The following is a 23,512-nucleotide window of genomic DNA, read 5'->3' as shown; positions in this document are numbered from 1 at the left end:
GCAACCGAACAGCGGACACCATCTCCTTAATTGACAGGGGTGTCAGACTTTCGGGAGTGATGTCCCAAATTTGGGACACGCATTGTATTCTCGGCTACATGGTTGCTCCGCTATTCCAGGACCGGATCTACGTCGACGACTTCGCGGCGTCGGGCTTCGACCTCGTTGTCGGGCAGGCGCAGGACATCGCCTCCTCTCTGACGTTGACCGACTACGACGTCGACGGTGTTCCTGCCGGGTCCGACCTGCAGCGGATGTCCGTGCCGATGTCGGCGTTGCTCAGCGCCGAACTCGACGGCGCCGCCGCCCACCTGGGCGTTCTCAACGGCAAGATCCTGCTGGCCGCGCTCGGTCGGGCCGTGGCCCGCACCATCGGCACCGGTGTGGTGGCGGTCGACGTCGACTCCCACATCATCGCCCTGGACTGCGTCACGCCGACCGACCTGGACGCCACCCAGCTACTCGCACATGTGTGCTCGGCGCTCGCCGGCTGCACCGTCCGGGCCCCCGGACAGGCCCTGGCCGAGCTGGCGTTCCGGTGCTCAGGCCCGGTCTCGTCCGATGAACCTCTGCAGGGGCACGCGCTGGAGCTGCGTGCCTACCGCAGCAACGGCCTGGTGGCGGTGGACCTGTGGTTCGACGCCCGCCGGTTCGAGGCCTACACCATCGAAGAGCTGGCTGAGCAGTTCCCGCAGGCGCTGATCGAGATCACCTCGGAGGCGATCCCCGGGTTCACCGACGCCGCCTGACCGTTAGACTCCTTGCACAGGCATTGATCCGGCCATCACCGGGGAGCCTCCGGAAGAACAGTGTTTCGGCGCTCAGTAGAACCGGACGGTCGGGCTCGTCATCGCCCAGTTGAGCGGCGCATCATGCTGACCCCAGCGCGGTGTGCAAGCGGGGTGGTACCGCGGGCTCGCGCACCTGTCGCGATGTTCGTCCCCGTGCCTGAATCTCTGGGCACAGGAGACGACACAGTGACCGCCTATCCGAAGCCGGCTGCCGGAGCACCTGACTTCCCGGCGCTGGAAGCCGAGGTCCTCGACTACTGGGGCGCCGACGACACCTTCCGCGCCAGTATCGCGCGGCGCGACGACGCGCCCGAGTACGTCTTCTACGACGGCCCGCCGTTCGCCAACGGCCTGCCGCACTACGGGCACCTGCTCACCGGCTACGTCAAGGACATCGTTCCCCGCTACCGCACCATGCGTGGATACAAGGTGGAGCGCCGGTTCGGCTGGGACACTCACGGTCTGCCCGCCGAGCTCGAGGTTCAGCGTCAGCTCGGGATCACCGACAAGGCGCAGATCGAAGAACTCGGCATCGAGAAGTTCAACGATGCCTGCCGCGCCTCGGTGATGAAATACGCCGCGGAATGGCGCGCGTACGTGACCCGCCAGGCACGCTGGGTCGACTTCGAAAATGATTACAAGACACTGGATCTGGACTTCATGGAGTCCACCATCTGGGCCTTCAAGCAGCTCTGGGACAAGGGCCTGGCCTATGAGGGCAACCGGGTGCTGCCGTACTGCTGGAATGACGAGACACCGCTGTCCAATCACGAGCTGCGGATGGATGACGACGTCTACCAGAGCCGGCAGGATCCCGCGCTCACGGTGGGATTCAAGGCGACCGACGGCCCGCTGGCCGGTAGCTACCTGCTGATCTGGACCACGACACCGTGGACGCTGCCGTCGAACCAGGCCGTCGCGGTCAATCCCGCGGTCTCCTATGTCACCGTCGAAGGCCCGGACGGGCACCGGTTCGTGCTCGCCGAGGCCCGCCTGGGCGCTTATGCGCGCGAACTCGGCGAGGAACCGGTCGTGGTCGCGACCCACCTGGGTGAGCAGCTGCTGGGCACGCACTATCTGCCGCCGTTCCCGTATTTCGCGGACGCGGTCAACTCATTCCAGGTGCTCGGGGCAGACTTCGTCAGTACCGAGGACGGCACCGGGATCGTGCACATGGCGCCGGCCTACGGCGAGGACGACAAGGCAACCGCCGACACCGCCGATATCGTCGCCGTCACGCCGGTGGACTCCAAGGGCCGCTTCGACGCGACGGTGCCCGATTACGCCGGCCAGCAGGTGTTCGACGCGAACCAGCAGATCATCCGGGATCTGAAGAACGGCACCGGCCCGGCCGCGGTGAATGCCCCGGTGCTGCTGCGCCATGAGACCTACGAGCACTCCTATCCGCATTGTTGGCGCTGCCGAAACCCGTTGATCTACCGCGCCGTTTCCTCCTGGTTCGTCAAGGTCAGCCAGTTCAGGGACCGGATGGTCGAACTCAACCAGGACATCACCTGGTATCCCGAGCATGTCAAGGACGGCCAGTTCGGCAAGTGGCTGTCCAATGCCCGTGACTGGTCCATCTCGCGAAACCGGTACTGGGGCACCCCGATCCCGGTGTGGGTCTCCGATGATCCGGCCTACCCGCGTACCGATGTGTACGGCAGCCTGGACGAGCTGGAGCGCGACTTCGGGGTTCGGCCCGATAACCTGCACCGGCCGTTCATCGACGAGTTGACCCGGCCGAATCCCGACGATCCGACCGGTAACTCGACCATGCGGCGCATCGAGGACGTGCTCGACGTGTGGTTCGACTCCGGGTCCATGCCCTACGCGCAGGTGCACTATCCGTTCGAGAACCAGAAGTGGTTCGACGGCGTCAGTGGGGATGGCGGTGCTGAGGCGCATTTCCCCGGCGATTTCATCGTCGAGTACATCGGTCAGACTCGCGGCTGGTTCTACACGATGCACGTGCTGGCCACGGCGCTGTTCGACAAGCCCGCCTTCAAAACCTGCGTGGCACACGGGATCGTGCTCGGCAACGACGGCCAGAAAATGAGCAAGTCGCTGCGCAACTACCCGGATGTGTCCGAGGTGTTCGACCGTGACGGCTCTGACGCCATGCGGTGGTTCCTGATGGCCTCGCCGATCCTGCGCGGCGGCAACCTGATCGTCACCGAACAGGGCATCCGTGAGGGCGTCCGGCAGGTGCAGCTTCCGTTCTGGAATGCCTACACCTTCCTCACCCTGTATGCGCCTCAGAAGGGAACCTGGCGTACCGATTCCCAGCACGTGCTGGACCGCTACATCCTGGCCAAGCTGGCCGCGTTGCGTGACGACCTGACCGTCTCGCTGGACACCTGTGACATCTCCGGAGCGTGTGATCAGCTGCGCCAGTTCACCGAGGCGCTGACGAATTGGTATGTGCGGCGGTCGCGTTCGCGTTTCTGGGAAGAGGATCGCGATGCCATCGACACCCTGCACACGGTGCTCGAGGTGACCGGTCGGCTGGCTGCGCCGTTGCTGCCGCTGGTCTCCGAGGTCATCTGGCGGGGTGTCACGGGGGAGCGTTCGGTGCATTTGACCGACTGGCCCGACGCTGCCGATCTACCCGCCGACCCGGATCTAGTGGCCGCCATGGATCAGGTGCGCGAGGTCTGCTCGACGGGATCGTCGCTGCGTAAGGCCAAGAAGCTCCGGGTGCGACTGCCGCTGCCGAAACTGACGGTGGCGGTGGACAACCCGGAGAGTCTGCGGCCTTTCGTGGATCTCATCGCCGACGAGCTGAATGTCAAAGCGGTCGAATTGTCCGATGATGTGGACAGCTACGGCCGGTTCGAACTCGCTGTGAACGCCCGGGTCGCCGGCCCGCGCATCGGCAAGGATGTGCAGGCCGCGATCAAGGCGGTCAAGGCCGGTGACGGTGTGGTCAACGCCGACGGCACGCTGACCGCCGGGCCGGCGACTTTGCTGGCGAGCGAGTACACCTCCAAACTTGTTGCCGCCGACCCGGAATGGACAGCCGCGCTGGCCGACGGAGCCGGTCTGGTGGTGCTCGACGGCGAGGTCACCCCAGAGCTCGAGGCAGAGGGCTGGGCCAAGGACCGGATCCGGGAGTTGCAGGAGCTGCGCAAGACCACCGGGCTGGAGGTGTCCGACCGGATCAGCGTGGTCATCGACGTTCCGGCGGAGAAGCTGGACTGGGCGCAGGCCCATGCCGGTCTGATCTCCGGTGAGGTGCTGGCCACGTCGTTCGAATTCGGCAGCGTGGCCGACGGTTCGGACATCGGTGACGGTGTGCGGGTGACGATCGCCAAGGCCTGATACAGATTCAGGCCGACATCGAGGTCATTCCTGCGCGCCGTGTGAGCAGCAGGTCGCGCCTTTTCTGCGGCGGCTTGTCCAGGCGGGTCGGGCAGCTCTGACGCCACCGCAGGTACCACCCGTTGCTGTACCGGTTGTCGACGGCCCACGCCGTGAATCCCGCGTTCTGCAGGCGTTCGAACACGGTGCGGAACCGTACGGGGTCATCTTCGGGGTTCGCCTCGATGATGACATCCATGTCGTCGGGATAGTCGTCGAGATGATCGAGAATGTCGGAGAGGATCTCGGGCTCAGCACCTTCGACGTCCATCTTGATCAAGCGAACCCGGGACATCTCGTCGGCACTGAGCACGTCCCCGAGCCGGGCCGCAGTCACGGTGGCGCAGTGCGTGCCCTGCCGGGTGGCCAACGTCGTGGTGGCGCCGATGTTGCTGCGGCCGAACTCATACAGGTCCAGAGTGCCCGACCGGTCGGAGACCGCGACGTTCGCGGTCCGTATCGACTTTGACAGCACTGGATTTCGGCGCAGATTGCGCTGCAGTACACCGTAGGTCCGTGGTGACGCTTCCAGTGCGATGACCGTACCGTGCTCACCGACGCGGTCGGCGGCGAGCAACGAGTCGTAACCGACGTTGGCGCCGACGTCGACGAACACCTGGCCCGGTTCCAGGTTCTCCTCGATCACTTTCGATACCCCAGGTTCCCACACCTTGAACAACAGGATCATTCGTTGGATGGTGTCGGCCGAATCGCAGCGAAGCGTCGCACCGAAATAGGTGACGCCATCCTGCTCTGGAGCCCACCTGCCCAACGCGGCGCAGTACCAGTCGAGCAGGCCACCGCCGACGGCCCCCGGCAATCGCAGCTTTCGCAGCGCTCTGACCACTCGCTCATGTTTGTGCTGACCGTCCAATGCCGCCATGCCTGCAGGGTAGCCAGTGGTCTCGCCGATTCGCCGGAAAACTGGAAAGCCTTACAGCACAATTAATTTGACGTCAAGCGAACGTGACGCTGCCGAGTATTTGTGGCGAATCCCGACGGTGTGGTGGCGATGGTCCCCGCAACGTTCGTGCGCTGGCACGCTGTGTCAGCGCGGCCCGTCATTTGTGGGTTCAGCAAACTCGGACACGACCCGGGCGGACCGGCCGGCGATGGACACCCGATCGCCCGGGTGCAGCTGGCGTCCGCGGCGCAGGTCGATATCGCCGTTCACGCTGACCTGCCCGTCGGCGATCACCGCCTTGGCGTCGGCGCCGGAATCGATCAGTCCGGCGAGCTTGAGGAACTGCCCGAGCCGGATCGATTCGTCGCGAATCGGCACGTCATCCATGTCCGTCAGAGTAGCCACCTAACATTTCCCGGGTGGAGCGCTGGGTGCTACATCTGGACATGGACGCGTTCTTCGCGTCCGTGGAACAGTTGACCCGCCCGACGCTGCGCGGCAGGCCGGTGCTGGTCGGCGGTCTCGGAGGCCGCGGCGTGGTGGCCGGCGCGAGTTATGAGGCCCGGGTGTTCGGTGCCCGTTCGGCGATGCCGATGCACCAGGCGAGGCGGATGGTGGGCGCCGCGGCGGTGGTGCTGCCGCCGCGCGGGGTGGTCTACGGCGCCGCCAGCGGGCGGGTGTTCGAGACGATACGCACCGTGGTCCCGGTGCTGGAGCAACTCTCCTTCGACGAGGCGTTCGGTGAACCCGCCGAGATCGCGGGTTCGACCACCGCCGAGGTGGTCGAGTTCTGTGAAGCATTGCGCGCCAAGGTATTCACCGAGACCGGACTGGTGTCCTCGGTGGGGGCCGGATCCGGTAAGCAGGTCGCCAAGATCGCTTCCGGGTTGGCCAAACCGGACGGTGTGCGGGTGGTCGGGCGCGAGGAGGAGCGGGAGCTGCTGGCCGGGCTACCCGTCCGCGCGCTGTGGGGCATCGGGCCGGTCGCCGAGGACAAGCTGCGCCGTCTCGGTATCGAGACCATCGGGGCACTCGCGGAACTGACCGACAACGAGGTCGCCGATGTGCTCGGCGCGACCATCGGGCCTGCGTTGCACCGGTTGGCGCGCGGTATCGACGACCGACCGGTCGCCGAACGGGCCGACGCCAAACAGATCAGCGCCGAGTCCACGTTCGCCGAAGACCTGCGCACCCTGGAGCAGTTGCGTGACGCCGCCGCGACGATCGGCGAGCACGCCCACCGGCGCCTGCTCAAGGACGGGCGTGGCGCCCGGACGGTGACGGTGAAGCTGAAGAGATCGGACATGAGCACCCTGACGCGTTCGGCGACCCTGCCCTACGCCTCCACCGATGTCGCCCTGCTCATCTCCACCGCACGGCGGTTGCTGCTCGATCCCATCGAAATCGGCCCGATTCGTCTTGTCGGGGTCGGGTTTTCGGGACTGTCCGATGTGCAGCAGGAATCGCTGTTCCCCGATCTGGACCAGGGTGCCCAGGAGGGCCCGATCGCCGGGTCGGAGGGTCCGGCCCCGGTGCCGGCGGTGGCCGGTCCCACTCCGTGGCGCATCGGGGACGACGTGATGCATCCCGAGCACGGACACGGTTGGGTGCAGGGTGCCGGGCACGGTGTGATGACGATCCGCTTCGAGACCAGGGCATCCGGGCCCGGCATCGCGCGCACCTTCCGTGCCGACCTTCCGGAGATCAGCCGCGCCAATCCGATCGACAGCCTGGACTGGCGGGAATACCTGGACGCGCTCTACCGAAGCGACGAGTAGCCGGCCACCCGTCAGCCCCACTCGGCGAAGATGTCGGCAACGGGGGAGCCCGCGGCCAGCGTTGCCATCAGCAGTACCCGAGCCTGCGCCGGGCGCAGCGTCGGTACCACCACCGCGCCCGCGTCCACGAGCGCGCGGCCCGGGCCGTAGGCCGGGCGCACCCGCCCGCCGGGCACCCGGGTGGACACCGCGACGGTGACCCCGGCCGCGCAGGCGCGCCGGACGCCGTCGATGACTGCGTCCCCGGCGTTGCCCGATCCGAGGGCTTCGAGCACAAGACCGCGCGCGCCGGCCGCCACACAGGCGTCGAGTGCGACGGCATCGGCGCCGGGGTAGGCGGCGACGATGTCGACCCGCGGCGCTCCGGCGGCGCTGAGCGCACCGAGGTTCGGCCGGCGCGGCGCCGTGTCGAATCGGACCTCCCCGTGCTGCACCGACCCCACCGCGGATCCGGCGAATCCTCGCAGGTCATCGGTGGCGACCTTGTGCAGGCCCAGCGACTCCCAGATGATGCCGGCGAAGCTCACCAGCACACCGGCGTCGCGGGCCTGGGCGTCGGCGGCCACCGCGAGCGCGTCGCGCAGATTGCCCGGGCCGTCCGCATCGGCGGCGTCTGCGCTGCGCTGGGCCCCGGTGAGCACCACCGGAACCGCACCGGCATAGGTGAGCTGCAGCCACAGCGCGGTCTCTTCCATGGTGTCGGTGCCGTGGGTGAGCACGATGCCGGCCGCGCCGCCGGCGGCCGCAGCGGCGACGGCGGTGCCGATACGGTCCCATTCCGCCGGTCCGAGCGCCGAGCTGTCGACGGCCATCAGCTCGACCACGTCCACATCCAGCCCGCTGGTGAGATCGGCGCCGCTGCGGGTCGGCCGGGCCACACCGTCGGGCCCGGAACTGGTGGCGATGGTGCCGCCGGTGCTGATCACGACGAGGCGTTGCATGCCCGCAATTGTTCACCCACCCGGGCGGCTGCGCGGAGACCGCTCGACAGTTTGGGATGATGGGCGGGTGACTGAAGAATCAACAGGCTCGGCCGAGCCGGTGGCCGCGGACCAAGAAGCGCAACCGCAGCCCCGTAAGCGCCTGCGCCTGCTGCTGTCGATCGCCGGTGTGGTGCTGGCGCTCGACATCGTCACCAAGGTGCTGGCGGTGCGCCTGCTGGTGCCCGGGCAGCCGGTGTCGATCATCGGCGACACCGTGACCTGGACATTGGTGCGCAACTCCGGCGCGGCGTTCTCGATGGCCACCGGGTACACCTGGGTGCTGACCCTGATCGCCACCGGCGTGGTGATCGGCATCATCTGGATGGGACGCCGGCTGGTGTCGCCGTGGTGGGCACTGGGGCTGGGCATGATCCTCGGCGGCGCGCTCGGCAATCTGGTCGACCGGTTCTTCCGGTCACCGGGCCCGCTGCGCGGCCATGTGGTGGATTTCCTGTCGGTGGGCTGGTGGCCGGTGTTCAATGTCGCCGACCCGGCCGTCGTCGGCGGCGCCATCCTGCTGGTGGTGCTGTCCCTGTTCGGCTTCGACTTCGACACCGCCGGCAGGCGCCGGCCGGACAGCGCATCCGACTCCGGGCCGGACGAACAACCACTGGCGAAGCCGGCCGCGGGCGAGCAACCGGACGCGTCCGCCTGATGACCACCCGCTCGATGCCCGTCCCCGAAGGCCTGGCCGGGATGCGGGTCGACGCCGGCCTGGCCCGGTTGCTCGGGTTGTCCCGCACCGTCGCCGCGGCGATCGCCGAAGAGGGCGGCGTCGAGCTCGACGGTGCCGCCGCCGGCAAATCCGACAAGCTCGTCGCCGGCGCCTGGCTGGAGGTTCGGCTGCCGGAACCGGCTGCGCCGGTGGAGAATACGCCCGTCGAGATCGAGGGCATGAACATCTTGTACGCCGATGACGACATCGTCGCGGTCGACAAACCGGTCGGCGTCGCCGCGCACGCGTCGGTCGGCTGGACCGGGCCGACGGTGCTCGGCGGGCTGGCTGCCGCGGGATTCCGGATCACCACCTCCGGTGTGGCCGAGCGCAAGGGCATCGTGTCGCGCCTGGATGTGGGCACCTCCGGGGTGATGGTGGTGGCGATCTCCGAACGGGCCTACACCGTGCTCAAGCGGGCGTTCAAGGAACGCACCGTGGAGAAGCGCTACCACGCGCTGGTGCAGGGGCATCCCGATCCGTCCAGCGGCACCATCGACGCGCCCATCGGCCGCCACCGTGGCCAGGACTGGAAGTTCGCGGTGACCGAGAACGGTCGCGACAGTGTCACCCACTACGACACCATCGAGGCGCACGTCGCGGCCAGCCTGCTCGACATCCATCTGGAAACCGGTCGCACGCACCAGATCCGGGTGCATTTCTCGGCGTTGCACCATCCCTGCTGCGGCGACCTCACCTACGGCGCGGACCCGACACTGGCCAAGAAACTCGGTCTGGAGCGGCAGTGGCTGCACGCCCGGTCACTGGCGTTCGCGCATCCCGCGGACGGCAGGCGGATCGAGATCACCAGTCCGTATCCCGCCGATCTGCAGCACGCCCTGGACGTTTTGCGCCGTCACGACCAGTGAAACGGTCAGGACTGCTCTTCGGCATCGGCGCGTACGGCTCGTGGGGGCTGTTTCCGGCCTTCTTCCCGCTGCTCAAACCGGCGGGCTCGGTGGAGATCCTGTCCCACCGCATCATCTGGGGCTTCCTCTTTCTCTTGGTGGTCGTCGCCGCGGTGCACCGGCTACGGGATCTACGGGCGATCAGCGGGCGTACCTGGCTGCTGCTGGCGCTGGCCTCGGGGCTGATCTCGGTCAACTGGCTGATCTATGTCTATGCGGTCAACAACGGCCACGTCGTCGACGCAGCGCTCGGATACTTCATCAACCCGCTGGTGACCGTCCTGCTCGGAATGGTGGTGTTCCGTGAGCGGCTCAACCGGGCGCAGGGCGCCGCCCTGGTGATCGCGGTCGCCGCGGTGGTGGTGTTGACGGTGCAGGTCGGCGCGCCGCCCTATATCGGACTCGGCCTGGCGTTGTCCTTCGGGCTGTACGGCGCGGTCAAGAAGGTGGTGCCGGTCGATCCCCGGGTGAGCGTCGGCCTCGAGACGGCGCTGGCCACACCGTTCGCCCTGGGCTACCTGATCGTGTTGCAGACCGGTGGCCACGCCACGTTCGCCGGGCACGGCGCCGGCCACGTCGTGCTGCTGATACTGGCCGGCGTGCTGACGGCGGTGCCGCTGCTGCTGTTCGCCGCCGCCGCACATCGGTTACCGCTGGTGACGATGGGGCTGCTGTTCTACATGACACCGATCATGCAGTTGTCCTGGGGAGTTCTGGTGGGTCACGAGCCGATGCCGGCCGCCCGGTGGATGGGTTTTGGGATGATCTGGCTGGCTTTGGCGGTCTTCACCGTCGACGCCGTCCTCCGCTCACGGTCGGCCCGCGCTGCTGCCGCGCGTAAGCCCGTGGTCGGACCCCCGGTGTGAGGGCGCCGACACCCCGATGCGCAGGTCACTTGTAGCTGACAGAGTTAACAGCAACACCATGTAGCCTTGTCGCCAATGTCCAGACGTTCGAAGGTGACCGCGCGCGGCCTTCTCGCCTCAAACGGTCGCATGATCGTTCGTCATCCCGTGCTCGTCATTGCCACTTGGCTGGTCATCGCCGGTTCTCTGTTCGCGGCGATTCCGCCGTTGGCCGTGGTGGCCCAGCGCAATCCACCCGACTTCCTGCCCAAGGACTCGCCGACGATAGCCGCTGGCCAGCAAATGAAAGTTGCGTTCAACGAGGCGGGTGCCACCAACCTGGTGGCCGTCATCCTCGTGAACGAGAACGGGTTGACCGATCAGGACGAGGACACCTACCGCAAGATCGTCGAGAACCTGCGCGCGCGGACCGACATCGTGGTGTCGATGCAGGACTTCATCAGCATCAAAGAGATCCGCCCGGCGATGTCGAGCAAAGACGGCAAGGCCTGGAACCTGCCGGTCAGCCTCAACGGCACCATGGGCACCGGCCCTGGTCAGAAGGCCTACCGAGAAGCCGTCAAGATCATCGAGGAGACGACGGCAGGCACGACGCTGACGCCCAGCATCGTCGGCGCGGCGGCGACGATGGAGGACGTCACCGACATCGCCCTGCGCGATCAGTTGCTCATCGAGGTCTCGACGGTCGTCACCGTGTTGCTGATCTTGATCATCGTCTACCGCAACCTCGTCGCGATGGTCATACCGCTACTGAGCATCGGCATATGTCTGGCGGTCGCCCAGCAAGTGGTGGCCGGGCTGGGGCTGCTGGGTCTGGGCCTGGCGCCGCAGACGATCGTGCTGATCACCGGCATGATGGTCGGTGCAGGGGTGGACTATGCGGTTTTCCTGTTCAGTCGCTATCAAGAGCATCTGCGCGGTGGAATGGCGACCGACGCCGCAATCGTCGCCGCCCTGGTCTCGATCGGTGAGGTGATCGCGGGCTCCGCGGGCACGGTGGCGATCACCTTCCTGGCGTTGTCCTTCGCGACGCTGAGCGTCTTCTCAACGGTCGGGCCGGCGCTGGCGGTCACGATCTTCATCGGCTTCCTGGGATCGATCACCCTGTTGCCGGCGTTCATCGTGCTGGCCGGCCGCAAGGGCTGGGTGAATCCGCGTAAGGACATCACCGGGCCGATGTGGCGCCGGATGGGCGTCAGCATCGTCCGCAGGCCCAAGCTCAACCTGTTCGGCAGCCTGGTGGTGCTCATGGCGCTGGCCGGATGCGCGCTGCTGGTCGACTTCAACTACGACGACCGCAAGAACCTGCCGACCGACTCGGAGAGCAACCAGTCCTACGAGACCATGAACGCCCACTTCCCGGCCAGTGCGTCGATCCAGCAGTTCATCGTGGTGCATTCCGATACCCAGGATCTGCGCTCACCGCGGGCACTGGCGGACATGGAGCAGATGGCCAACCGGATCAGCCAGCTGCCCGATATCGCCGCGGTCCGCGGTATCACCCGACCCAACGGTGAGATGCTCACCGAGGCACGGGCCACCCATCAGGCCGGCGAGGTGGGCGACAAGCTCGGCGAGGCAACCAATCTCATCGACGAGAACGATTCCCGGCTGACCCAGCTGTCGGAGGGCGCGCACACGCTGGCCGGCGCACTCGACAAGATCCGCGATCAGGTGATGGCCGCCGCGCCCTCGGTGCGGACCATCCTCACCTCTCTGGTCGAGATCGAGCAGGAGTACGGCGGCGCAGCCACCCTGAACGACATCGACGTCGGCGCCCGGCTCATCACGGTGATGCGCAACCTGGGCCGGTCGATGGGTGTCGGACTGGAACAGGTGGTGCTCAACTACACCTGGATGGCGCCGATGGTGGCGGTGCTGGACAACAGCCCGATGTGCACGCTGGACCCGGCGTGCAACGCCGTGCGCGTCGACATGAAGCGCATCGTCACCGCCTATGACGACGGCACCATCCAGCAGCTCTACGAACTGTCCAAACAGATGGAGACCACCCAGGAGGGTGACGGTCTGCAGCGCTCGGTGGGCGGCGTCACCGACAACCTGGAGAAGGCTCTGGGTGCGGCCGATCAGCTCGGGCTGAACAGGCCAGAAGACGTCGAAGCCCAGATGGACGAGCTGCTGACCGGTGTGAACACGCTTGCCGATTCCAGTGCCGCCCTTGCCCAGGGCGTCCAGCTGCTGGTGGACCAGACCCGGCAGATGGGCGGCGGCCTGAGCCAGGCGTCGGACTTCCTGTTGGCGATGAAGCGCGATGCGGCGGATCCGTCGATGTCCGGTTTCTACATCCCGCCGCAGATCCTGACCCGGCCGGAGTTCGAGAAGGCTGCCAAGCTCTTCATCTCCGAGGACGGCCACACCGCCCGCTATATGGTGCAGACCGCTCTGGACCCGTTCGGTTCTGCGGCGATGGATCAGGTGGACGACATCATCACCGCGGCCGAGAGCTCACGGCCCAACACCACACTTGCCGACGCCGACATCCAGATGGTCGGCGGCAGCGTGGTCCAGAACGAGATACGCGGCTACTACAACAGCGATATCCGCTACATCGTGCTGGTGACCCTGATCGTGGTGTTCTTGATTCTGGCGCTGCTGCTGAGGGCGATCGTCGCGCCCTTGTACCTCATGCTCTCGGTGGTGCTGTCCTACATGTCAGCGCTGGGTATCGCGGTGGTGTTCTTCCAGATCATCCTCGACCAACCCATTTTCTGGAACACACCAGGCTTCACCTTCCTGGTCCTGGTGGCCGTCGGCGCGGACTACAACCTGCTGCTCATCTCCCGAATACGGGAGGAAGCCCACCGCGGCACGAAGGTGGCGGTGATCCGCACCATCGGCGCCACCGGCGGTGTGATCACGTCGGCGGGGCTGATTTTCGCGGCCTCGATGCTGGCCATGACGGTGAGTTCGATTGCCGCGATCGTTCAGCTGGGCTTCATCATCGGTGTCGGGCTGCTGCTGGACACCTTCCTGGTGCGGACCATCACCGTGCCGGCGCTGGCGGTGATGCTGGGGGAGAAGAACTGGTGGCCGTCGGTGGTGCCCAGTGACCTGAAGAGGCGCCTCCCGTTCGGCAAGCGGGGGCCGGCTGCGGACGAGACGAAGCCGATGACGTTTGCCGTCGACGACGATCCCGTCGATGACGACACCGATGTGGGTTACGGTGTGGCCGTGGCCAAGGCCTCGATGGTGACCGCCGCTTGGCGCGGGCGCGATTGAACCAACCGCACCGGCGGAAGACGTTTTCCGTCAAGCAGTTTCGACAAAATCTCGGATCGGTGCTGCAGGTCCTATCCGTGCCGGGTCGGACGGGCTGGCCGGTCGCTGTCTCACTCGCCGTCGTGATCATCTCGATGCAGGGCCTGCGCCTGGGCACTTCGACATACCTGCCCCACGATGACGGCATCACGATGCTCGGCGCGACCTGCAATCAGGGTCGTTACGCGCTGGGTGTACCCGTGGCGAAATGGGTTCCTGTCGCGGAATGGCAGTCGTACTGGACGCTCGATTCGTCCTGCTTCGAGCAGATCCGGACCGATCTCGCGCATTCCGATATCCACCCACCGCTGTACTACTGGCTGCTGCACGCGTGGTTCCTGGTCTTCGGGGTGTCCATACCCGCGGCCCTGGCGCTCAACATGGTCTTCGTCGTGCTCACCGCTCTGGTGATCTTCACAGCGTGCCGGCTGCTGTCGGTACCCAATATGGTCGCGGTCGCGGTCATCCTCACCTGGTCACTGACGATGGCATCCAGGGCGGCCGCCGCATCGGCACGTCAGTACGCGCTGCTCGGGCTGTTCTCGGCCCTGCTGCTTGTGTTGCTGATCATCTGGTGCCAGCGGCGACGCTTCGGCTATCTGCTGGCCATGATTCCGGTCATCGCCGGCGGCATGCTCACGCAGTATCTGTTCGTGCTGCCGGCTGCCGCAGCGTGTGTGGTGCTCGGCGCGGTGATGCTGCTGGGCCGCGGCTACCGCGAGCTGATTCAGCTCGCCGTCGTCTATGTCGTTGCCGCAGCGATGTTCCTGTGCATCAACCCGGATTTCGTGCAGTCCCTGCGGCTGGGCGGGGAGCAGGCCCAGCCGCTGACCCTCCTGGCGATTCCGATGCGTATCGGTGTCGCGTTGATGGCGGTGGTGGAGACATTCCTGCCGCTCGATCCGGCTTTTCAGATCGACGCCGTGACCGTCGCGACAGCGGTGATCACGGCGCTCGTCGTGCTGCCGATGCTCGTCCTGGCCGCCCGGTGGCTGCTGCGGAATGGGCCCGGGTGGCGCGCCCGTGGCGTCACCGACAGATCGCTGCCCCTGACCATGTTCCTGGCGACGTGGCTGGCCATGATCGCGCTCTTCGTGTTCTGCGTCATCCCACTGCACGCCATGCGGCCGCTGTACCTGTACTCATTGACCCCGTTCTTGTTCGTGGCGCTCGCCGTGGCTGCGCAACGCTCGGGGGCGGTGATCGCCGCGGTCTCAGTGCTGTTCGCATTCCAGTTCGTCGGCGTGGCCATATCGACAGCAGCGCATGCCTATCAGCATTACCGGGTGCCGGTTGCGCTCCCGGGCGCCGACGCCGCCATGATCCTGGACTCCGACCGCCGCGGAATCGTGCCTGCCGTGATGTGGAAGCTCTCACCGGACATCACCACCTACGTGGCGACCCAGGACCAATTGCTCACCGACTTCCCCGACCTGCGCCCGGTGGCGGGCAAGGAACTCTATTTCGTCAGTCGGTTGGTGTCCGGAAGTGCCTACGGAAGTACCGCCGCAAAGCGGGAACAGATCCTGCAGGAATTCGGCAATCGCGGCTACACGGCCGAATACCGCGGGATCAATCAGATGATGGGTGGGGCCGACGTATATCGGCTGACCCGCCGTTGACGCCCGCGCCGGATTGGGTTCAGCGGTACGAGCCGGTGACCCACGGCTTGATGCCGTGCTTGCCCACCAGATAACGCAGTGATTCGTACTGCTGCTTCTTGCGCTTCTTGCCGCGGACATCGATGTAATGGTGGACGACCTCGATACTGGGGTCGAACCATCGCTTGATGCCCTTCTTCTCCAGGCGGATCGCCAGATCCTGGGCACCGTGATTGCGCATGTTGAGGGTCTGCTGCACGAATAGGTGACATCTGAGTTGGCTTGCCCGGAACGGGTGAGCTGGAAGGATGTCAGTGTGCCCAGGCCCTACCCCCGAGAGTTCCGCGATGATGTCGTCCGTGTGGCCCGCAACCGCGACGACGGCGTGACGATCGAGCACATCGCCACTGATTTCGGTGTGCACCCGATGACGCTGCACAAGTGGATGCGCCAAGCCGATATCGATGAAGGTGCCAAGCCCGGCAAGAGCACCAGCGATTCGGCTGAGTTACGGGAGCTGCGCCGCCGGAATCGGTTGTTGGAGCAGGAGAACGAGGTCCTGCGCCGCGCGGCGGCCTATCTGTCGCAGGCCAACCTGCCGGGAAAAGGATCTACCCGCTCGTAAGTGAGCTCGCCGCCGACGGGATCCCCGTCGCGGTGACGTGCCGGGTACTCAAGCTCGCCCGCCAGCCGTACTACCGCTGGCTGGCCCAGCCGATCACCGACGCCGAGATGATCGAGGCCTACCGCGCCAACGCCCTGTTCGACGCCCACAAGGACGACCCGGAGTTCGGGTACCGCTACCTGGTCCAAGAGGCCCGCGATGTCGGCGAGCCGATGGCTGAGCGCACCGCCTGGCGGATCTGCTCGCAGAATCGATTGTGGAGTGTGTTCGGTAAGAAACGCGGCAAGAACGGCAAGGTCGGTCCGCCGGTGCACGATGATCTTGTCGAGCGTGACTTCACCGCTGGCGGTCCAAATCAGTTGTGGCTCAGCGATATCACCGAGCATCGCACCGGTGAAGGCAAGCTCTATCTGTGTGCGATCAAGGACGTGTACTCCAACCGCATCGTCGGGTACTCGATCGACTCCCGAATGAAGTCCCGGTTAGCGACCACGGCCTTGAGCAACGCGGTGGCACGCCGCGGCGAGGTGGCCGGATGCATTCTGCATTCCGATCGCGGATCTCAGTTCAGGTCAAGGAGATTCGTGCATGCTCTGGGCCGCTTCGAGATGGTCGGATCGATGGGCCGTGTCGGCGCAGCCGGCGACAACGCGGCCATGGAGAGCTTCTTTAGTCTGCTGCAGAAGAACGTGCTCGATCGTCGCCGCTGGGACACCCGCGAGGAGCTGCGGATCGCGATCGTCACCTGGATCGAACGGACCTATCATCGTCGCCGGCGCCAGGCGGGTCTCGGGCGGTTGACCCCGATCGAATTCGAAGCAATCATGACCACACCGGCCAGTCAGGCCGCGTGACCGCAACTGTCACCTGATCGTGCAGCAGACCCTGATGTCGTAGCCACCGAGTGACTCGTAGACGTCGGCGTAGATCAGCATGTTGCCCTCGTGCAGCCAGAACGTCTGCTGGGGCGCGGCCTCGTCCAGGACATTGGGTAGTTCTTCACGACCGGCCGCACAGTGTGCTGGATGGCGCGTGCGAGCTTTGGCCGTTCGCGGACCCGGTCGAGCACCGGCGGAATACCCGTGAGGTGTGTCTGCAGCGTGAACGCCGGCCCGAAATTATAGGGCTCCTGGCTTCCGTCGGCGCGGCTGACCAGTCCGCCGATTGCTCCGACGCCTTGATCGGCGTAGCGCGCCGCCAGCTCGCGGGCGACATGAGCGATGTTGTCGGTGGCCAGGTCCATATCGGCGTCGATGAAGTGGATCAGCTCGTCACCGTCGAGCACCTTGAGCACCTGATTGCGGTTCGCCGTGCAGCCCTGGTTCTCGCGCGCCTCGACGAGCTGGACGTCACCGTCGAACTCCTTGACGATCGCGACGCTGTCATCGGTGGATCCGTCATCCATGACGTAGACCCGGTCATAACCCTGTGCGAGTACCTGCGGCAGCAGTTTGCGGAGATGGTGACCCATGTTGTAGTTGGGGATGGCCGCGATTACCGGCGTTGTGGTGTTCATCTTGGTTGCTGTGTCGCTTTCGTCGCACAAATGTTCAAGCTGTGGGGGGTAAGTCCTTGATTTCGAGAGTAGCCGTGCATGCGCTGCACGTGTGGTCTACGTTGCCCGCTGCGGCTGAGATGGTGGTGAGGATCACGTCAGAAAGGCCTGTGAGACAAGGCCATGCGGAGGCGGAGCCGCAGGTGGGAGATGATGTTGACCGGATCAGGACCATCGATGTGGCTTACGGTGTAGCGGTGGTCAACGCCCCAAACGAGACGGTCGCTCGGTGCCGCCGAACGAGGAGGCTGAATGTCAGATAAATCGATCGATGTCGTCATTCCGGTCCAGAACATGGCCGGGATGCTCCCCGAGGTGTTGACGCCGCTGATCAGTCAACGAGCCGCCGGGGATCGCATCGTGATCGTGGACGATGCGTCGACCGACGACACCGGCAAGGTCGCGACCGGACTGGGTGCCGAAGTGATCACCCTCGGTGAGAGCAAAGGCCCGTACTACGCCAGACAGATCGCCGCCAGTCGCTCGAAGGCCGACGTCTTGTTGTTCATGGACGGGCGCTGCCGCCCTCTTCCAGGCCTGCTCGAGGCGCACCGCGCGCTGCAGCGCGAGCCCAACACAGTGTTGTCCTGCACGGGGGTGTGGACGCGATCGGGTCCGAGCTTGGCGGCGCGGGTGGCCGAACTGAAACAGCCCATCAGCTTGCACGGCGCGGTCGGGGTGCCCGGACGGCCCGATTACTTCCCGACGGCGAATCTGGGCATCGACCGACAGGCATTCGCGGCGGTGGGTGGATTCCGGGCGATGCGCAGCGGTGGTGATGCCGACATCTGCTGGCGTATCCAGGAACAGTCGCTCGGTGTGATGGGCGTGGACCGTCGCATATTGATGGAGTGGGAACCGCGCTCGTCCATGCGAAGTCTGGCCAGCCAATTCAAGCGATACGGGGGCAGTACCGTCTACCTGCGCTGGGTGTACGGCGACTACTCGCCAGCACCGTTCGGACTGAACGAGTCGATGATCGCGAGGATCAAATCCGAGCTGAATCGGCGGCGCGGGGTGCGGCGGGCGACACCGGTCGAGTGGATCGCGCGGCTCGGAATCGACACGGCATTCCAGCTCGGGTACATCCAGGCGAAGCTCAGGACGTCCCAGTTCGAGCCGCCGCAAGCGTATGGTCTGCTCGACGTGGGGAACACGTCGAAGTCGGTCTGAACCGTCGGCGCACTCGCGGTGTTCACGGAGCATTCAGCGGCATGTCAGCATCGCATGAGAAGAAGCCGTTGCCGTCGGAGTATCCATGGCTGCACTCGGAACTCGGGGCGGCAGAGGCCGGCGCGGGTTGGCAGGCGATGACGTAGCCTTGGTGCCGTCTGGCGGGTCCTCCGAGCTGGTGATCCAGGCGAATCGAACTCGGTACGAAAAAGGAGATTGCGGCGTGCGGCTGACGGTTTTCGGATTGGGCTATCTCGGCCTGACGCACGCTGTGTGTATGGCCGAATTGGGCCACGAGGTGCTCGGCGTCGAGGTCGACCCCAAAAGGATCGCCAAGCTGGAAATCGGCGAGGTGCCGTTCTATGAACCAGGACTGGAAGACCTGCTCCGCAAGCATCTGGAGTCGGGCAAGCTGACCATCACCAACGACTATGCCGTCGCCGCCGAATGGGGCGAACTGTATTTCATCGCCGTCGGCACCCCGCAGAAGAAGGGGGAGTCGGCCGCCGATTTGCGTTATGTCGAGGCAGTGGTGGACAACCTCGCGCCACTGGTCCGCCGCGATGTCGTGATCCTGGGCAAGTCGACGGTGCCGGTGGGGACGTGCGCCAAGCTCATCGAGCGTGTCGACGGATTGGCGCAGGACGCGAAGATCGAGATCGCGTGGAATCCGGAGTTCCTGCGCGAAGGTTATGCAGTGCAGGACACCGTGCGGCCGGACCGGATCGTCTTGGGCCGCCACGAAGGTGGCCGCGCCGAGACGCTGACCCGAGAGGTCTACGCCGAGATCCTCGAGCTCGAGACCCCGTTCATCGTGACGGATCCGGAGACCGCGGAGCTGGTCAAGGTGTCGGCCAATGCCTTTCTGGCGACCAAGATCTCGTTCATCAACGCGATCGCCGAGGTGTGCGATGTGGTGGGTGCAGACGTGCGAGCGGTCGCCGATGCGATCGGGTACGACGCGCGTATCGGGCGCCGGTTCCTCAATGCCGGTATCGGTTTCGGAGGCGGGTGCCTACCCAAGGACATCCGCGCCTTCATGGCGCGCGCGGGCGAGTTGGGCGCCTCGGAGGCGCTGACCTTCCTGCGTGAGGTCGACAACGTCAACATGCGCCGCCGGACCCGGATGGTCGACGTCGCTCGAAAGGCCTGCGACGGTTCGCTGCTCAACGTCAACATCGCCATCCTGGGTGCGGCGTTCAAACCCGACTCCGATGATGTCAGGGACTCGCCGGCCTTGAACGTGGCCGGTCAACTGCAACTGCAGGGCGCCTCGGTGACGGTGTACGACCCGAAGGCGATAGAGAACTCGCGGGCCGTCTTCCCGACGCTGTCCTACGCGTCATCGGTGCACGAGGCCTGCGACAACGCCGATGTGGTCATGGTGCTGACCGAATGGTCGGAGTTCGTGCAGATCAACCCGTCGGACCTGAGTGCGGTCGTGCGGAAGAAGACCGTCATCGACGGCCGGATGTGCCTGGACAAGGAGTGGTGGATCAAGGACGGCTGGACCTACCTCGTCTGACGACGAGCGGGCTCCGGTCGGCGATTGCAGCCTCAGTCGCCGACCTTGCCGGTCTCGGCGGCCTGCCGGTAGTTGCGCACTGCCATGGGACCGAAGACCGCGGTGATGGCGATGATCCACACCACGGTGACGGCAAGCGGCACCCAGATCCCCGTGCTGCCGTGGGACAGCGCCCGCATGGCCTCGATGGCCGGCGCCACTGGTTGATATTCGGCCAACGGGCGCAGCGCGGCAGGAATCTTGTCAACCGGAATGACGGCGGCGAACGCCAAACCCATGCTTCCGGTACCGACCCACGCCAGGATGGTGCGGCCCTCGGCGCGCAGCGCCAGCGACACCACGACCATCGCGAAGACGGCCACGATGAGGCTCGGTATCAACAGATAGACAAGCAGGCCAACGATGTTTCCCTCGAAGCGGAACCCGAGCGCGTAACCGGTCACGAGGATCAACACCGAGCCGACCACGGTGCGGATTCCCTCCGCGAGCAGCGTGCCCGTCAGCGCGCTGGCCCGGTGCACCGGCATCACCCACAGCCGGGTCAGCAGACCGCTCTCCCGGTCGTGCGGCATGGTCATTCCCGCGCTCACCGAACCCGACAGTGCGCCCGCCACCGCACACACCGGGATGAGGACATCCAGGCCGCTGTTGCCGGTCAGCCGGACCATCGACTTGCCGACCAGCAGGCTGTAGGTGATCAGTAGCACGGTGGGGAGCAGCAGGGACTGCAGCGGAACCGTCGGATAGCGTCGCCACTGGGCGAACAGCCGGCCGGCGAAGATCCAGCTCTCGGTGAGAATCGAATGCTGTTGCGGTGCATTCACATCGGTTGTCCTGCTCATTTGGTTCGCCTCTGCAGCCGGAGCGTGATCCAGCCGAACACGATGAGCAGCCCCACGCACCAGGCCAAGCTGGTCAGCAGGTTGGCGGTGCTCACGTGACCACTGGTAAAACCTCGCAGCGTTTCGGTGATCTGCGATATCGGCTGATATTGCACAGCCGGCTGCAGCCACTTGGGGAACGACTCGAGCGGAGCCACCCCGGTCGACAGCAGCACCAGCAGAAGCTGTGGCACCATCAGTAGCTGGCTGGCGACTTCGGTGCGCCCGGCCTTGGTCCCGGTGGCGTCGGCGCCGAGTGACAATGCCAGAGTCAAGAGCAGTGAGAGGGCGAGAAAAGCTGCGGCGTAACCAATTCCGGTGTCGAACGTGAACCCGAACACCAGCGCGGCGAGCAGCGAGGCGGCGATCGCGACGGCAGCTCGGATGAGGCAGTAGGTCATTCTGGCGATCAGCGACGAGTACTGGGAGATCGGCAGCGTGCGCAACCGGGTACCCAGTCCGCTGGCCTTCTCTTGAGCGGCGCGGTCAGTGGTCGTGAGAGCACCGAACAGCATCGCCTGGACCACCACGGCCGGCAGCACATACTGGGCGTAGCTCATCTCGCCGGTGTCGATCACACCGCGCAGCAGGAACGTCAGGCCGACGAGGCCCAGCAGCGGTGCGACTGCCGCGAAAATCAGATCCACCCGGTTACGGCTGAGCACGCGGGCGGTGAGGATTGCAGGCGCGTTCACGGGGCGGTGGCCGGATTGGTGAGGTGGAGGAACACCTCATCCAGTGACGGGCGGCGCAACGAGATGTCGAGGAGTTCGACGCCGAGCTCGTCCATCCGCCGGAAGACGTCCGAAAGCGTGGCCACACCCTGGGGTGCGGGTACCGAAACAGTGCTCGTGTCGGTATCCACCTCAACCTCGTCGAAGTCGGCGAGCGCTGCAGCGATCCGCGGCAGATCATCGGAGTTCACTGCCGTCATCTGGCAGTAACTACCACCGATCTGGCGCTTGAGCTCATCGGAGGTCCCGCTGGCGACGATCTGACCGTGGTTCAGGATGACGATCGAGTCACTGAGGATGTCGGCCTCCTCGAGGTACTGCGTGGTCAGCAGGACCGTGATGTCCTGCGCCTTCAGCGAGGAGACCAGATTCCAGACGTCGCGGCGGCTGCGCGGATCGAGTCCGGTGGTCGGTTCGTCGAGGAAGAGCACCTTGGGCGGCACCACCAGCGAGACCGCGATGTCGATCCGCCGCCGCATACCGCCGGAATAGCCGCTGACCTGGCGATCGGCCGCGTGGCCCATATCGAACTGGTCGATGAGCTCGTCGGCCCGGGTCCGGGCCGCAGCACGGCGCAGACCCCGCAACCGGCCGAACAGGACCAGGTTGTCCCGGCCCGACAACCGCAGATCCAGCGCGGCGTCCTGGCCGGTGACGCCGATGCTGCGACGTACCTGATCGGCCTCCTTGACCACGTCATAGCCGGCGACGGATGCGGTTCCCGACGACGGCTTCAGCAGGGTCGAAAGTATGTTGACGGTGGTCGTCTTCCCTGCGCCGTTGTGGCCCAGCAAAGCACATACCGAGCCGGTCGGAACCGAAAAGCTCACGTCACGTAAGGCGGGAACACCTCCGCCGAAAGTCTTGGCGACATTAATGAGCTCGATCACGGAGTCATACGATACAGACGCTTGCGCCGGTGGTCTGTGCGACGTACGTGAACGTTCATGACACCGGTTGGCGAACATGCGTGGGGAGAAGTCGGTACCATCGCCCCAGATCCAGCCGCTCCGGTTCCGTCCGACCGGGGCGTTCGCCCACCCTGGAGTTGACCGTGATTTCCTTCGTCATTCCCACGCTCAACGAAATCAAGACCATCGAGACCACACTGCAGAATCTGACTCGATATGCCGGACCCCACGAGATCATCGTGTCCGACGGCAACAGCACCGACGGCACCATCGAGCTATGCCGCGAATATGCCGACAAAGTCATCGTCTACGACCGCCCCGAGCGGCAGACCATCGCACTCGCCAGGAACATGGGCGCAGCCGAAGCCACGGGCGACTATGTGGTCTTTCTCGACGCCGACGTGATCATCCCGGACGTCAACGCTTTCTTCGGCACCGCGCTCGAGGTGTTCAGCGACCGCCCCGGCCTGGTGGCGCTGACGGGGAAGTACCGGGTGCTGGATGACCAACGCACATGGTCGGACTCGGCGATGTTCACGCTGTTGGGTCTGCAGTTCTGGTTCCAGAACAACGTGCTCGGTATCGGCGGCTCCGGTGGTGAGTTCCAGATGATCTCCGCGCATCAGTTCCGGCGGGTCGGCGGGTTCAACCCGACCCTGACCGCGGCCGAGGACATGGATCTGTTCCGCCGGTTGTCCAAGGTGGGCAGGACCCGGTTCGAAAACGGCTTGACCGTCTATCACACCGGCCGCCGCGCTCATGCCGTCGGCTGGCGCAAGCTCGTTCTCGAATGGGGCGCCAACTCGGTGTCGGTGTTCCTGTTCCGCAAGTCGGTGAGCAAGGAATGGCGCGAGGTTCGTTGACCTTTTCGACGGTGTGCGGCGACACGCATCGCGACACGCGGAGATGGGCACAGCCTG

At 65.6% G+C, this 23,512-nt stretch carries 20 protein-coding genes; 12 read left to right on the top strand and 8 right to left on the bottom strand.

Annotation, left to right across the window (positions count from 1 at the left end; translation table 11 throughout):
* Positions 1-98: 98 nt before the first annotated feature.
* Both EXE63_RS30295 and ileS read left to right on the top strand, forming a co-directional pair.
* Positions 99-749 carry a hypothetical protein gene (locus EXE63_RS30295; RefSeq protein ID WP_234904325.1) on the top strand — a complete coding sequence of 217 codons (651 nt, stop codon included), beginning with the start codon at positions 99-101 and terminating at the stop codon, positions 747-749.
* A gap of 228 nt (positions 750-977) precedes the next feature.
* Positions 978-4,115 (top strand): isoleucine--tRNA ligase, encoded by a 3,138-nt coding sequence (gene ileS / locus EXE63_RS30290; protein WP_168145013.1) that lies wholly within the window; start codon positions 978-980, stop codon positions 4,113-4,115.
* A 7-nt stretch (positions 4,116-4,122) separates the two neighbouring features.
* Here ileS and EXE63_RS30285 read toward each other — a convergent pair whose 3' ends face one another.
* Positions 4,123-5,037 (bottom strand): FkbM family methyltransferase, encoded by a 915-nt coding sequence (locus tag EXE63_RS30285; RefSeq protein WP_168145012.1) that lies wholly within the window; start codon positions 5,035-5,037, stop codon positions 4,123-4,125.
* Positions 5,038-5,202: 165 nt separating this feature from the next.
* Positions 5,203-5,445, bottom strand: a complete 243-nt coding sequence (locus EXE63_RS30280) for an RNA-binding S4 domain-containing protein (RefSeq protein WP_168145011.1) — start codon at positions 5,443-5,445, stop codon at positions 5,203-5,205.
* A gap of 59 nt (positions 5,446-5,504) precedes the next feature.
* Here EXE63_RS30280 and EXE63_RS30275 point away from each other — a divergent pair, with 59 nt between their 5' ends.
* Positions 5,505-6,836, top strand: a complete 1,332-nt coding sequence (locus EXE63_RS30275) for a DNA polymerase IV (RefSeq protein ID WP_168145859.1) — start codon at positions 5,505-5,507, stop codon at positions 6,834-6,836.
* A gap of 11 nt (positions 6,837-6,847) precedes the next feature.
* Here EXE63_RS30275 and EXE63_RS30270 read toward each other — a convergent pair whose 3' ends face one another.
* A complete protein-coding gene (locus EXE63_RS30270) occupies positions 6,848-7,777 on the bottom strand; it encodes an asparaginase (RefSeq protein WP_168145010.1) in 930 nt (309 codons plus the stop codon).
* A gap of 67 nt (positions 7,778-7,844) precedes the next feature.
* Between EXE63_RS30270 and lspA the strand changes: the two genes are divergently transcribed.
* From lspA to EXE63_RS30245, 5 genes are all read left to right on the top strand, one after another.
* Positions 7,845-8,474, top strand: coding sequence for a signal peptidase II (gene lspA, locus EXE63_RS30265; protein ID WP_234904324.1), 630 nt, complete (start codon positions 7,845-7,847; stop codon positions 8,472-8,474).
* Positions 8,474-9,403: an RluA family pseudouridine synthase gene (locus EXE63_RS30260; RefSeq protein ID WP_149445100.1), complete on the top strand. Its 930-nt coding sequence runs from the start codon at positions 8,474-8,476 to the stop codon at positions 9,401-9,403. Before lspA ends, EXE63_RS30260 begins: the two co-directional genes overlap by 1 nt.
* Positions 9,400-10,308, top strand: coding sequence for an EamA family transporter RarD (gene rarD / locus EXE63_RS30255; protein WP_168145009.1), 909 nt, complete (start codon positions 9,400-9,402; stop codon positions 10,306-10,308). Before EXE63_RS30260 ends, rarD begins: the two co-directional genes overlap by 4 nt.
* A 129-nt stretch (positions 10,309-10,437) precedes the next feature.
* Positions 10,438-13,548 (top strand): MMPL/RND family transporter, encoded by a 3,111-nt coding sequence (locus tag EXE63_RS30250; protein WP_234904323.1) that lies wholly within the window; start codon positions 10,438-10,440, stop codon positions 13,546-13,548.
* A 77-nt stretch (positions 13,549-13,625) separates the two neighbouring features.
* Complete coding sequence (locus tag EXE63_RS30245; protein ID WP_168145007.1) at positions 13,626-15,209, top strand: glycosyltransferase family 39 protein; 1,584 nt, start codon at positions 13,626-13,628, stop codon at positions 15,207-15,209.
* Positions 15,210-15,228: 19 nt separating this feature from the next.
* Here the strand turns inward: EXE63_RS30245 and EXE63_RS30240 are convergent, their stop codons facing one another.
* Positions 15,229-15,447 (bottom strand): glycosyltransferase family 2 protein, encoded by a 219-nt coding sequence (locus EXE63_RS30240; RefSeq protein WP_210000145.1) that lies wholly within the window; start codon positions 15,445-15,447, stop codon positions 15,229-15,231.
* Between the two features lie 57 nt (positions 15,448-15,504).
* Between EXE63_RS30240 and EXE63_RS30235 the strand changes: the two genes are divergently transcribed.
* A protein-coding gene (locus EXE63_RS30235; RefSeq protein WP_168145006.1) for an IS3 family transposase occupies positions 15,505-16,667 on the top strand; the annotation gives its coding sequence in 2 pieces (ribosomal slippage) (positions 15,505-15,789 and positions 15,792-16,667; 1,161 coding nt in all).
* Between the two features lie 74 nt (positions 16,668-16,741).
* On the opposite strand, the gene EXE63_RS30230 is transcribed toward EXE63_RS30235, so the two are convergent.
* On the bottom strand, positions 16,742-17,329 hold the full coding sequence (locus EXE63_RS30230) for a glycosyltransferase family 2 protein (protein WP_168145005.1): 588 nt from the start codon (positions 17,327-17,329) through the stop codon (positions 16,742-16,744).
* A gap of 291 nt (positions 17,330-17,620) precedes the next feature.
* Between EXE63_RS30230 and EXE63_RS30225 the strand changes: the two genes are divergently transcribed.
* The gene (locus EXE63_RS30225; protein WP_168145004.1) at positions 17,621-18,541 is read left to right on the top strand and encodes a glycosyltransferase family 2 protein; all 921 of its coding nucleotides are present in this window, start codon (positions 17,621-17,623) and stop codon (positions 18,539-18,541) included.
* A gap of 223 nt (positions 18,542-18,764) precedes the next feature.
* Positions 18,765-20,066, top strand: a complete 1,302-nt coding sequence (locus EXE63_RS30220; protein ID WP_168145003.1) for a UDP-glucose dehydrogenase family protein — start codon at positions 18,765-18,767, stop codon at positions 20,064-20,066.
* 32 nt (positions 20,067-20,098) lie between these two features.
* On the opposite strand, the gene EXE63_RS30215 is transcribed toward EXE63_RS30220, so the two are convergent.
* The 3 genes from EXE63_RS30215 to EXE63_RS30205 are packed head-to-tail and all read right to left on the bottom strand — an operon-like array spanning position 20,099 to position 22,571.
* Positions 20,099-20,908: an ABC transporter permease gene (locus tag EXE63_RS30215; RefSeq protein WP_168145002.1), complete on the bottom strand. Its 810-nt coding sequence runs from the start codon at positions 20,906-20,908 to the stop codon at positions 20,099-20,101.
* Positions 20,905-21,642: an ABC transporter permease gene (locus tag EXE63_RS30210; RefSeq protein ID WP_168145001.1), complete on the bottom strand. Its 738-nt coding sequence runs from the start codon at positions 21,640-21,642 to the stop codon at positions 20,905-20,907. Before EXE63_RS30210 ends, EXE63_RS30215 begins: the two co-directional genes overlap by 4 nt.
* Positions 21,639-22,571 (bottom strand): efflux ABC transporter ATPase subunit, DrrA-related, encoded by a 933-nt coding sequence (locus EXE63_RS30205; protein ID WP_168145000.1) that lies wholly within the window; start codon positions 22,569-22,571, stop codon positions 21,639-21,641. The genes EXE63_RS30210 and EXE63_RS30205 overlap by 4 nt, the downstream gene beginning before the upstream one ends.
* A 164-nt stretch (positions 22,572-22,735) precedes the next feature.
* Here EXE63_RS30205 and EXE63_RS30200 point away from each other — a divergent pair, with 164 nt between their 5' ends.
* On the top strand, positions 22,736-23,455 hold the full coding sequence (locus tag EXE63_RS30200) for a glycosyltransferase (RefSeq protein WP_168144999.1): 720 nt from the start codon (positions 22,736-22,738) through the stop codon (positions 23,453-23,455).
* Positions 23,456-23,512 lie beyond the last annotated feature (57 nt).

The organism is Mycolicibacterium frederiksbergense (assembly GCF_012223425.1).
Lineage (GTDB): Bacteria > Actinomycetota > Actinomycetes > Mycobacteriales > Mycobacteriaceae > Mycobacterium > Mycobacterium frederiksbergense.
This window is presented reverse-complemented; position numbering and strand designations above follow the sequence as displayed.